8 protein-coding genes and 1 pseudogene are annotated in these 12,522 nt (G+C 62.5%); 1 reads left to right on the forward strand and 8 read right to left on the reverse strand.

What is annotated here, in order from left to right:
• Nucleotides 1-3: 3 nt before the first annotated feature.
• Both ptsP and KUG85_RS11090 read right to left on the reverse strand, forming a co-directional pair.
• Entirely contained in the window at nucleotides 4-2,274 is a 2,271-nt protein-coding gene (gene ptsP, locus KUG85_RS11085) for a phosphoenolpyruvate--protein phosphotransferase (RefSeq protein WP_065818253.1), read from the reverse strand.
• A gap of 74 nt (nucleotides 2,275-2,348) precedes the next feature.
• Nucleotides 2,349-3,623, reverse strand: coding sequence for an aspartate kinase (locus KUG85_RS11090; RefSeq protein WP_065818252.1), 1,275 nt, complete (start codon nucleotides 3,621-3,623; stop codon nucleotides 2,349-2,351).
• A 395-nt stretch (nucleotides 3,624-4,018) separates the two neighbouring features.
• Between KUG85_RS11090 and ubiG the strand changes: the two genes are divergently transcribed.
• Nucleotides 4,019-4,768, forward strand: coding sequence for a bifunctional 2-polyprenyl-6-hydroxyphenol methylase/3-demethylubiquinol 3-O-methyltransferase UbiG (ubiG, locus tag KUG85_RS11095; protein ID WP_065818284.1), 750 nt, complete (start codon nucleotides 4,019-4,021; stop codon nucleotides 4,766-4,768).
• A 6-nt stretch (nucleotides 4,769-4,774) separates the two neighbouring features.
• Here the strand turns inward: ubiG and KUG85_RS11100 are convergent.
• The 6 genes and pseudogenes from KUG85_RS11100 to KUG85_RS11125 form a co-directional block, all read right to left on the reverse strand.
• A pseudogene (locus KUG85_RS11100) lies at nucleotides 4,775-4,894 on the reverse strand (DUF1178 family protein); the annotation flags it as partial.
• Nucleotides 4,895-5,230: 336 nt separating this feature from the next.
• Entirely contained in the window at nucleotides 5,231-6,622 is a 1,392-nt protein-coding gene (locus tag KUG85_RS11105) for a M20/M25/M40 family metallo-hydrolase (protein WP_223005284.1), read from the reverse strand.
• On the reverse strand, nucleotides 6,619-8,661 hold the full coding sequence (locus KUG85_RS11110; RefSeq protein ID WP_223005285.1) for a hydantoinase/oxoprolinase family protein: 2,043 nt from the start codon (nucleotides 8,659-8,661) through the stop codon (nucleotides 6,619-6,621). The genes KUG85_RS11105 and KUG85_RS11110 overlap by 4 nt, the downstream gene beginning before the upstream one ends.
• Nucleotides 8,648-10,474, reverse strand: coding sequence for a hydantoinase B/oxoprolinase family protein (locus KUG85_RS11115; protein ID WP_223005286.1), 1,827 nt, complete (start codon nucleotides 10,472-10,474; stop codon nucleotides 8,648-8,650). Before KUG85_RS11115 ends, KUG85_RS11110 begins: the two co-directional genes overlap by 14 nt.
• 38 nt (nucleotides 10,475-10,512) lie before the next feature.
• Entirely contained in the window at nucleotides 10,513-11,508 is a 996-nt protein-coding gene (locus tag KUG85_RS11120; protein ID WP_223005287.1) for an NADPH:quinone reductase, read from the reverse strand.
• A gap of 28 nt (nucleotides 11,509-11,536) precedes the next feature.
• Nucleotides 11,537-12,517 (reverse strand): ABC transporter ATP-binding protein, encoded by a 981-nt coding sequence (locus KUG85_RS11125; protein WP_255606380.1) that lies wholly within the window; start codon nucleotides 12,515-12,517, stop codon nucleotides 11,537-11,539.
• Between the last annotated feature and the right edge of the window lie 5 nt (nucleotides 12,518-12,522).

Here is a 12,522-nt window from a genome sequence, read left to right on the forward strand (position 1 = left end):
GTTCTAGAGAGCAATTGAGTGCTTGTTTGCGAAATCGCGAAGCAGCGCGCGAATATCGGTGGATGCGCTGTGGTTGGCAAGGGCCTCTTCCATCACGACCGAAAGGTCTGACAGGGGCAGTTCGCAAAGCATTGCCTTTACCGGGCCGATGGCTGCCGGCGCCATGGAAATGGACCGAAAGCCAACGCCGAGCAGAGCCATCGCCGAGATCGGCCGTCCTGCCAGTTCACCGCACAATGTCACGGGCGTGCCGTACTGGTCGCCGGCACGCACGATCTGGCGAAGAATGCGCAGGAAAGGCACGCTCAGGGGATCGAAACGTTCCGCGATGCGCGTGTTGCCGCGGTCCGTCGCGGTCACGAACTGGAAAAGATCGTTGGAACCCACGGAGACGAAGTCCACCGCCTGCATCAATTCCTCAAGTTGCCAGAGCAGAGCCGGCACCTCGATCATGGCGCCGAGCTTGAGGCGCGTCGGCAGGAGATAGCCGAAACGCGAAAGATGCCGCACTTCACGGTCGATGATGTCGCGCGCCTGCCGCACTTCGCTCACTTCGGTGACCATCGGCAGCATCATGCGCAGTTCACGACCGCCCGCCGCCTTCAAAAGCGCCCTGATCTGCGTTCGAAGCAGCCCCGGACGGTCGAGCGTCAGGCGGATGGCACGCCATCCAAGCGCCGGGTTTTCCTCATGCTGCGCACCCTTGAAATAGGGCAATACCTTGTCGCCACCGATATCGATGGTGCGGAAGGTGACCGGCTTTCCGTCGGCCGCTTCCAGCACTTCCCGATAGAGGCGCTCCTGCGCCTCGACCCTGGGAAAGGCCGCAGCCACCATGAACTGCAGTTCGGTGCGGAAAAGCCCGATGCCTGCCGCGCCCGATTGCGCCAGCTGCGGCAGATCGACAGCGAGCCCGGCATTCATCATCAGGTCGACGGGAACGCCGTCTCTTGTTTCCGTCGGGCGGTCACGGAGTTCCTGGTAGAGTTTCTGACGCCGGGCGCGGAAACGCACCTTTTCGGCATAGGCTTCCTCGACATCGCCCTGCGGTCGCAGGTGCACCTGCCCGTCTTCACCATCGACGATGATCGCGTCGCCATTCTCCGACATGGAGACGGCACCCTTGACCTGACCGACCGTCGGAAGGCCGATGGCGCGGGCAACAATGACGATATGGCTGGTGGGAGCGCCCTCCTCCAGCACCAGACCGCGCAGTTTCTGGCGGGGATAATCCAGCAGTTCGGCCGCCCCCATGGAGCGGGCGACGATGATTGCGTCCTTCGGCAGAATTTCCGCCAGCGCATCGGGCCCCCGCCCCATGAGCTGGCGCAACAGGCGGTTGGCGAGGTCGTCGAAATCGCTCATCCGCTCGCGCAGATAGGGATCGGTCATGTGCATCATGCGCGCGCGCATGTCGCTCTGCACCTTCTCGACTGCAGCCTCTGCGGTCAGGCCATTGTTGATGGCCTCCTGCAGCCGCCGCACCCAACCGCGATCGTTGGCGAACATCCGATAGGCTTCAAGAACCGCACGGTGCTCGCCTTCAAAGGCAACGTCGCGCCGCGAAAGCATATCGTCGATGGAGAGCCTGAGCGAATCGAGCGCTGTCTCGAGCCGGTCCAGCTCAACGTCGCTGTCCTCGTTGAACAGCGCCGTGACGACAATACGCGGCTCATGCAGCACCACATGGCCAAGCCCTACGCCCTCGTTGAAGGGCAGCCCCGTCATGCTGACGGGGCGGCTGAGATCGAGCTCGATGCCCGGTCGGGTAAGCCTTGCCAGATCGCCGGTGGCGATCATCTCCGCGATGACCATCGCCACCGTTTCCAGCGCCTCGATCTCATCTTCGCGGTAGTGCCGCATGGTGCGGTTCTGCACGACGAGGACGCCCAGCGTGCGTCCGGCCCGGAGGACCGGTACGCCGAGGAAGGAATGATAGACCTCTTCCCCGGTCTCCGGCAGATAGGTGAATGCGGGGTGCTTCTGCGCATCTGAAAGGTTGAGCGGGCGTGCACTGGCCGCAATGGTGCCAACCAGGCCCTGGCCAAGACGAAGCTGGGCCAGATGAACGGCACCGGGGTTCAGACCCTCGGTCGCATATAGTTCCAGCATGGAATCGGCACGCAGCACATAAAGCGAGCAGACCTCGGCGACCATGTTCTGGGCGATTTCACGAACAATATGGTCGAGACGCTCCTGTGGATCGAGCGCCTCGGCCATCAATTCCCGCAATCGCCTTAACAGCACTCTCGGGCCGCCGGCAGAATCTCGCATCGAACCCCTCTCCCTTGGCCAATGCCAGCCGCGTACAGGAGCCAGGCAGAAGCCGGTTTTCGGGTTGTTGTTTTCTACTGCTTATCGAGACCGTAGACAGAATGCAAAGTGCGGACCGCCAATTCTGCATAAGGACCGTCGATCAGGATCGAAATCTTGATCTCCGATGTGGTGATCGCACGAATATTGATCCCCTTCTCCGCCAGGGCCTTGAAGGCGATCGCGGCAACGCCGGCATGGCTGCGCATACCGATGCCGATGACGGAGACCTTTACCAGGCCCGCCTCCGACTGAATCGCGTCGAAACCGATCGTCTCGCGCACTTTCTCAAGCACCGAAACGGCCTTTTCAAGGTCGCCCGAAGGCACGGTGAAGGTCATGTCCGTGCGCGAACCATCTTCCGAGATGTTCTGCACGATCATGTCGACATTGATGTTGGCCTCGGCGAGCGGACCGAAAATGCCGGCAGACACGCCGGGACGATCCGCGACGCGACGAAGCGATATCTGCGCCTCGTCCTTGGCGTAGGCGATGCCGGTGACGACTTGCTGTTCCACGATTTCATCCTCATCGCAAATGAGCGTACCGGGCGGGTTGTCGAAATCACCCATTCCCGGCGCATCCGGATCCTCGAAAGACGATCTGACGAAGGTTCTGACCTTGTGCACCATGGCCAGTTCCACCGACCGCACCTGCAGCACCTTGGCGCCGAGCGAGGCCATTTCGAGCATTTCCTCAAACGAAATTTTCGGCAGGCGGCGTGCCTTGGGCTCGATGCGCGGATCGGTCGTGTAGACGCCATCGACATCGGTGTAGATATCACAGCGGTCGGCCTTCACCGCGGCGGCGACCGCGACGGCGCTGGTGTCGGAGCCACCGCGCCCCAGTGTGGCGATACGGTTGTCGGGACCGATGCCCTGAAAACCCGCAACCACCGCGACCTGGCCGGTGCCCATGCGACGGACGATCTCGCTGCCGTCAATATCCTCGATGCGCGCCGCTCCATGCGCGTTGTCGGTGCGAATCGGAATCTGCCAGCCCTGCCAGGAGCGCGCATCGACCCCCATGGACTGAAGGGCAATCGCCAGCAAACCGCTGGTAACCTGCTCGCCCGAGGCAACGATGGCGTCATATTCGCGGGCATCAAAGAAAGGGGATTCTGCACCGGTGGCCCTTGGCATGGCCTGCGCCCAGCCGACCAGTTCGTTGGTCTTGCCGGACATTGCCGAAACGACAACGGCGACTTCATGCCCTGCATCCGTTTCGCGTTTGACGTGACGTGCCACATTATGGATGCGGTCGATATCGGCGACGGAGGTTCCGCCGAACTTCATCACGATGCGCGCCATGGGAACGGAGTGCCTTTGCTCGGGAATTCCAACCGCCCGAAAGGGGCGAACACAACACGACGCAGCGGCGGAGCCCCGCCCTGCGCCGCGCACTCCATACCCAAAAGATCGGTTATCTGCAAGCAACGTAACAGAGCCTTCTAAAGCGCCAGGAAAACGCCCGAAAACCATTCGCTCCAGGTATGCCATCGGATCAGCCGGGGCCGTCGAGACAATTCCCGCCTTGACAATCAGGCTCCGCACCCCGACTTCATGGGCCTGGCTTAGATCGCCGTGCGTCCATCCGGACGCGCAAAGGACGATCTAAACTATGAATGGAGCATCGGAATAGCCCGAAAACCGGATTCCACTTTTCGGTCCGATGCTCTAGATCAACACCCAGCGAGGGGTTTTCGATGTCCGAGGCACGGCAAACGACGATCGACACGCGTGAAATCGAGCATTTCTCGGCGCTGGCGACGGAATGGTGGAATCCGGCTGGCAAAATGGGTGTGCTGCACAAGTTCAATCCCGTGCGTCTGGCCTATATACGCGACCATGTGGCGGCCCATTTCGGTCGCGACCCGCATGCAGCCAAGCCCTTTGCAGGATTGCGCATGCTCGATATCGGTTGTGGCGGCGGACTTTTGTGCGAGCCCATGGCGCGTCTCGGTGCAGATGTGGTTGGCGCGGACGCGTCCGAAACCAACATCGAGGTGGCGAAAATTCATGCCGGGCAGAGCGGGCTCTCCATCGACTATCGTGCCACGACAGCGGAAGCCCTGGCCGACGCCGGTGAACGTTTTGACATCATCCTCAACATGGAAGTGGTGGAACATGTTTCCGACGTGGACCTGTTCCTGTCCAAGTGCGGCGCCATGCTGAAGCCCGGTGGCCTTATGTTCGTCGCCACGATCAACCGCACGCTGAAAGCCTGGGGGCTGGCGATCATTGGCGCTGAATATGTGCTTGGATGGCTGCCCCGCGGCACACACCAGTATGAGAAGCTCGTGCGCCCGAGCGAACTGGAAAAGGGCCTCGCCAGCGCCGGCATCGACATCATCGACCGCAGCGGCGTGGTTTACAATCCTATCGGCGACCGCTGGCAGCGCTCACGCGACATGGATGTCAACTACATGGTCGCGGCAACAAAACCTGCCACCTGAGCAGCGTCAGTTCTGTTCTTCCGGGAAAAGTGGCAGCGGCATGAACCCGACGCCGTCATCCACGAGCGACGCGGCTTCTTCGGACATCGCTTCGCCGTAAATGCCACGGGCCTCGGTTTCGCCGAAAGTGCTTGCGGCCCCCGATCACGATGACGACTTCGTCCAGCTGCCATGTGTTGCCACGCCTCCCAGCCGATCGGCGACGGACTGCGTTTCGAGAACTCCCGCACAGATCGTTTACTGTGACGCGATGAGGCTGCGCTCGGCCAGAAGGTGTTCAACCATACGCAGGCTCAGCAGAAACCGGATATTCAGCCAGGCAGTATGAGCGATCACGTCAGGCGGGAACCGGTGGCGGGGATAGTAGCGGATATCGACCATGTCGCCATGTCGCGTTCTACACGCACCCCTCTATCAATATTGCGGTGTCCGCAAGACTGCTTCGCGGCATGCGGATATGATTCAACATAAAGTGGATGCGCCCTGGCTCATCCGACCGATCTCGGTCAGCAGCGCCGCGCCCGTCTTGATCCCGTCGATGAAACGCTCGATCTCGAGATTTTCGTTGGGCGCATGGTTGGCTTCGTCGGCATTGGCATAGGGCACCACGAAAGCCGGCTTTTTCAGGATCTTCGTGAAAACATAATCCGGCAGACTGCCGCCCACTGTCGGATAGAGCAGCGGCTCCACACCGCGCGCGGCCTTCACAGCCTTACTGATGGCCTCTGCATAGGGCGAATCCATAGGTGTCTTGGAAGGAAGCATGCCGTTCAGCGGCATGAATTCGACATCCGGCGCGTGACGCTCCACATGCGCGGCCACTTTCTCGAAGACGTAGTCCGGTGTCAGCGGCTCAACCAGCCTGATATCGCATTTAACGAATGCCTCGCAGGGCAGAACCGTCTTCATGCCCGGTCCGTCATAGCCGCTGTGAAAGCCATTGATCGTCAGGGTCGGATGGAACATCAGTCGGTCGAAATAGCCCCGCTCGCGCGGCCCATCCAGCTCGGCCAGTCCGAGTTCCGCCTTGACCTCCTCCACGTCGAGCGGAATTTTCGAGATCGCCTCCCGTTCCGAATTCGTCGCCGGGATCACCGGTTCCGTCAGCCCTTCGATGGTGATCTCGCCTGCGGCGTTCTTCATCGTTGAAAGGAGATGAACCAGTTTCCAGGCAGCGTTCGGCACGACACCGCCGAAATTGCCGGAATGAACATCGCGCCCGGCCGTTTTGGCGCGCAGTTCAAAGCCTGCCACACCACGCACGCCAAACGTGACCACTGGCAGCCCCGTCTCATGCAGCGGCCCATCCGAGGTCACCACCAGATCGGCCTGCAGCCGATCTGCATGTTCGCGTACGAAGTCGGCAATGTGCGGGCTGCCAATCTCTTCCTCGCCTTCCAGCAAAAAGATGATGTTGCATGGAAGATCGCCATGAACGGCAAGATGCGACTCGATGGCGAGGATCTGGGCGAAGTGCTGGCCCTTGTTGTCGCCAATGCCCCGCGCATAGATCCTTCCATTGCGGATCGTCGGCTCGAAGGGCGGGCTGTCCCACAGCTCCAGCGGGTCCGGCGGCTGAACGTCATAGTGCCCGTAGAGCAGGATGGTCGGCTTGTCGGGTGAGACATCGCGCCTCGCCAGAACCATCGGATGGTTCTTTGTCGCAACCGTTTCCGCCTCCATGCCGAGCCCTTTCAGCATGTCGACGAGCAGATCGGCGACCTCGCGAATGCCGATGTCGTGGGCGCTGATGCTCGGATGGCTCACATAGTCCATCACCCGCGCGATAAACGCCTCGCTGTTGGCGTCCACATGATCGAAGACTTTCTGCAGCTCGTCATCAGAAGCGCTCATGCAGCCGTTCCTTCCTGTCGTGTGAGGATGATCGCTCCAACCGCATGCGCCTCGCCCGTCCAGCCCGGCGGTACGAGAATCGTCGTGTCGAGCTGCGTGAGGATAACCGGTCCATCGAAGCGTGTCCCGACCCCGATTGTGTTGCGGTCGATCAGCGGAACGTCGCGGGCTCCATCAGCAAACTGCACCGGCGCATGATCGTAAGCTTCAAGGGGACCACCCGGTTGAAGCCCGTCGCGCGGCGGTTCCGATGTCAGGCCCGTGGCCTCGACCCGCAGTGTAACCAGCTCGATGGACGCATCGAGCGCAAAACCGTAAAGCGCCTTGTGTTCGGCGGTGAAAGCCTCTTCCACGGCTTCGCGCGTTCCCGCCCAGGGGATCGCGATCTCGCCACCCTGCCCGTAATAGCGCAACAGCGCCACGCGATCCGTCTGCCGCTTGTCTTCGGGAACGCCCTCCACCGTCAGCCACGCATCGGCCTGCTGTTCGAGTTCCTCGAAAATGCCTTTCGCTGTCACGACATCAAGCGCCCCAGCCTTTGGCAGGGTCCGGCTGAACTCGGCCTTGAGATCGGCTGCAAGCAACCCGTCGGCGCACAGCACGCCCGGCGCGGGCGGGATCATCACGCGCGAAATGCCCAACAGCTCCGCAAGGGCGCAACCATGCAGCGGGCCAGCCCCGCCGAAGGGCACCAGCGTAAAGTGACGCGGATCGTGCCCGCGCTCGACGGACACCACGCGAACAGCGCCAACCATGTGGTTGTCGACGATCTGGAGAACGCCGCGCGCGGCGGCCTCCAGCGACAGACCCAGCGGTTCGGCAACCCCTTTTCGCACCACGTCGCGCGCTGCCTCGACATCGAGCCCCATGCGCCCGCCCAACAGCTTCTCAGGCAGATGACCGAGCACCACATGGGCGTCGGTGACGGTCGCATCCTGCCCGCCATGGCCATAGGCCGCAGGCCCCGGCCTTGCGCCGGCGCTGCGCGGCCCCACGGTCAGGGTCGCGTCCTCGACGGCTGCAATCGATCCGCCGCCCGCACCGATCGTCACCATGTCCACCATCGGAAGCGGCAGCGGCCAGTCGCCGACCTTGCCATGCTGCGTGAGGTCGATCCGGCCATCCTTGATCAGGCAAATGTCGGCGCTGGTTCCGCCTATATCGACCGTGATCAGATCGCGGATGCCACATGCGGCGGCAATCGCGCGTGCACCGACCACCCCGGCCGCTGGCCCCGACAACGCCGTAAGCGCTGGCGCTTCGCGGATTGCCGCCGCACCGGCCACTCCGCCATTCGACTTCATCAGAAGCAGCGGGGCGGCGACCTTTTCATCTTCGAGCCTGCGTTCCAGCCGGCCCACATAGCTTGTGACCCCCGGCATCACCGCAGCATTCAGCGCAGTGGTGAGCGAACGCTCATATTCACGCACCACGGGCAGCACATCGGTCGAGATCGTCACCGCAATGTCCGGCAGTTCCTCCCGCAGAATTTCGGCGACCCGCCTCTCATGCGCCGGATTGGCGAACGCATGCATGAGGCAGACACCAACGGCTTCCACATTCATGCTACGAATGGCGCTCGCCGCCTGCCTGACGCTGTCTTCATCAAGCGTTTCCAGAACCGCACCGCCTGCCGCAAGCCGTTCATCCACCTCGACGATCCGCGATGCGGGAACGGGGCGTTCGGGCTTCACCCAGTTGTAGAGATTGGCCTTGCGCGGGATATCCTGCCGGCCGATGGCGAGCACGTGGCGAAAGCCCCGTGTGGTGACAAGCGCCGTACGCGCTCCCTTGCCCTCCAGTATCATGTTGGTGGCAACGGTCGTGCCATGCAGCACGCGAGCAAGTTCGCTCGCCTCCGCGCCCGCATCGGCGAGCGCCAGTCTTATGCCGGTCAGAAAAGCCTCGGAAGGATCGTGCGGAACGCTGGGCGTCTTGGCACGCCACACTTTTCCGCTCGACCGGTCGAGAAGCGAGATATCGGTAAAGGTGCCGCCGATATCGACAGCGATGGCGAGGGAAGATTCAGCTGAGGACATCGACATACTCCTGACGATGGAAACGACGGTGGGCGGGACGTTCGGCGCGGACGGCAACGGTGGCGTCGGCGTCCACCCGGTTGCCTTCCATCACCACGCCATAAAGGCTACGGGCCGCTTCAGGGCTGACGAACCCGCCCAGAACATCCTCGATCACCTTGCCGACCGGACGATCGAAGGGGTGACCGTGGCCGCCGCCGCCGCCGGTCTCGATGCGCAGAATGTCGCCGCGCACCAGCCTGTTGCCGTCGGAAAGCGGGGCCAGAACCTGCTCCCTGTCGGTTCCCGGATTGACGATGGCCCGGCCGGAACCACCACCCTGACCGCCATCAATGCCCCAGGGAGGGTTCTTGACGCTGTCGATGCGAACCGCCAGCACCGCGTCCTCGGCCATCACCTCGTATTCGCGCACGATGCCGCAACCACCGCGGTGGCGTCCTGCGCCGCCAGAGTCCTGCGCAATGCCATAGGTGCGCAACCGCACCGGATAACCCAGTTCGAGGAACTCGACCGGATAGTTTTCCTGCGCGACGAAATAGACGGCATCGATGCCATCGGCATCCGGGCGCGCGCCGTATCCGACGCCGATCCCGTCTGCCAGAAGAAATCGCTCCAGCTCACCGGCTTCATTGCGGAAATTGCCGCGCATGATGCTGATCACATAGGCTGAATTGGCCGCCGGCGCTTCGCCTCTGGCGACATTCACCAGTCCGCTCATGGCGGAGATGACCCGCATCGCCGTCAGCCCGCGCATGCCAAGAGGTGCGGGGAAACGCGGCGCAAGCAGCGAACCTTCGCGCAGTTTGACCGCATCGATGGCGTTGGGGCCACCCGCATTGCAGACCTGCGCAGGGTCGCCGCCCAGATAATAGAGGCCGAGCGCCATGCCCGGCACCCCCTCATTCATGAGATAATTGACCGGGCCGGGAGCCTGATCGTCCGTTTCAGTCGCATCGAAGGTGAACCGGTCTTCCCCATCGCTGCCCTTCTCGCGGGAGAGCGAAAAACGGATCTTGAAAGGCCCGTTTCCGTGCCCATCGCCATCGATGGCATCGGTGAAACTATGCGTACCGTAATCGAAGGTCTCGGCCAGTTTCGTGCGCACCAGACGCCGCGTGCGGGCGAGCAGCTGGTCGAATGCATCGGCAACCACATCGGCACCAAACCGGTCGATGATTTCACCCACACGCCGAACGCCAAGATCGACGGACGCCATCAGGGCGCGCATGTCGCCATTGCTCTGCTCGGGAAAACGCGAATTGCGATGAAAGATCGAAAGCGCGGCCTCATTGGTCTGCCCCGCATCGATCAGCTTCGTGACGGGAACAATGATGCCTTCCTGAAAAATCTCGGTCGCATCGGGGCTGATCGAGCCCGGGCGGATACCGCCGATATCGGCAAAATGCGCCCAGCTCATCACGAAGGCGCAGCGCCGGCCATTGCGGAACACCGGTGCGAGCAGAACCTGATCGTTGGAGTGCGAGACCGCTCCGCGCGAACCATAGCAGTCATTGTACCAGTAGAGGTCGCCCGGCTGCATCGTGTCGGCGGGAAATTTTTCAAAAACCGGACCGGTCATGTCGCCGAAGATCGGCACCATCGAACCGACAGCCATCACGCCATCCGCATCGAAAAGCGCGGTGTAAAAGTCTTTCTTCTCGCGAATGAACGCGGAAATCGCGGTGCGCTCCAGAAGCGCTTCCATCTCGGCCTGCGCTGCAGCGATTGCGCCGCGAATGATCTCCAGCGAAACCGGATCGCAGACCGGCGTGTCGCATTCTCGCGGCGGGGTGGATGGCGAGGATTGAAGCATTTGCTTTCCTTGTGAATGGCCGGTGCGACGTCGCTTCGTCACACGCTGACAACGATATTGCCGAGGCTTCCGCACTCGACATGCTCATGGGCATCCGCGATCTGGCGGAGGGGATAGGCAGCGCCGATGGCAACGTGCAGACGCGCCTCCTCGGCAAGTCGGGCGAGCATCGCCTCTCCGGCGCGCCGGGAGGCAGCCGGAATGTTGAAGCCCTGAATGAAGCGCAGGTTCGCGCCTTTGTTGGCGAAGGCGTAATAGGGGAGAAGGGGCTCGGGATCGCTGCTGCAGGAATAGGAAGCAATGGTCCCGTTGGCTTTCAGAATGGCGATGTCGCTTAGCCGGTTCGCGGCAAAGTCCACCTCGACGACACGGTCGACCCCCTCGCCCTCCGTAATCTCGTGAACGTGTGCAACAACATCGTCGCGCTTGCGGTCGATGATCTCCCATGCGCCGGCAGCCCAGGCATGGCTGGCCGCCAGGTCGTTACTCACCGTGCCGATGACGCGCGCGCCACCAGCCCGGGCAAGCTGCACCGCGAAATGACCGACCGCGCCTGCAGCGCCATTGACCAATATCGTCTGACCGTCCACCGACCCATCGGCGAAGACCGCGCGATAAGCGGTCATCGCCGGCACACCGAGGCATGCTCCCGCCTCAAAACTCAAACCCCGGGGAAGGGGCACCGCCTGATCGGCGGGTATCGCTACATATTCCGCGGCCGTTCCGAACGCTCGGCCTGCGGTTCCGTAACCGCCCTGCGCGTTCCAGAGCCAGACACGCTCGCCGACGCGCGTGCGGTCCACCCCCGCTCCCACATCGGCGATTTCGCCTGCGCCATCCGTATGCGGGATCGCCAGTGCGTGCTCCATGGCCATGCCGCGCCAGCCGGCCCGGCGCTTCACATCGGCGGGATTGATGCCCGATGCGCGCACCCGCACCAGAACCTCGCCCTTGGCGGGAACAGGCGCTGCCTGTTCGCCGAGTTCAAGAACCTCCCGGGCCGGGCCTGTGCGCGTGTAGAAAGCTGCAAGCATTGTTTCATCCAGTCCTGGCGGCAACTGTTCAGAAAAGATGACAGGCGACCCTGCGGCTGCCCGCCGAACGCAGCGCCGGCGCTTCCGTGGCGCAACGGTTGAAAGCGAGCGGGCAACGGTCACGGAAAACGCAGCCCGAAGGCGGATTGCGTGGATCAGGCGCACCGCGGCCAATGGGAAGTGGATCGTGGCTCTGGTCGGGGTGCGGCACCGGAACGGCCGCCACCAGTGCCTTGGTGTATGGGTGGAGCGGCTCGTGAACGATGTCCTCGGTCGGTCCATCTTCCATGATGCGACCGAGATACATCACGATGGTCCGCTCGCAGACATAGCGCACAAGGGCCAGATCGTGACTGATGTAGATCGCAGTCAGGTTCAGCCGGTCGCGCACATCACGAAACACGTTCAGAACGCCTGCACGCACCGACACGTCGAGCATCGACACCGGTTCATCCGCAACCACGAAGTCGGGTTGCAGGATGAGCGCCCGCGCCATCACCACGCGCTGCAACTGGCCCCCCGACAATTGGTGCGGATACCGGTCCAGATATTGCTGTGGCTGTGGCAGGCGCACGAGCTCCAGCGCCTCGATGATGCGCCCTTCGCGTTCAGCCGCCGGTATGCCGGCGTTCTCCAGCGGTTCGGCCAGTGTGGCGCGGATCGTGAAGCGCGGGTTCACCGCTTCGAACGGGTTCTGGAAGATGAGCTGCGCCTTGGCGCGATAGCGCTTGAGCGCCGGTCCCTTCAGACCGGAAAGCGCAACGCCGGCGAAATGAATCTCGCCGCCGGTCGCCTCTTCAAGCTTGAGAAGCAGCCGCCCCATGGAGGTCTTGCCGCAGCCGGATTCGCCCAGAAGACCGACGCTTTCGCCCTTCTGGATCTCGAATGTCACACCGTCCACCGCCCTGACGACGGAGGAGTGGCCACGCATCGCCGAAAAGGCGCTGCCGACCCGGTAATGGAGCTGGGCATCCTTGACGGAGACCAGCGGCTTGGGTGGTTTCGACACAGCCA

The sequence above is a fragment of the Nitratireductor rhodophyticola genome, assembly GCF_019891355.1.
Taxonomy (GTDB): Bacteria; Pseudomonadota; Alphaproteobacteria; order Rhizobiales; family Rhizobiaceae; genus Nitratireductor; species Nitratireductor rhodophyticola.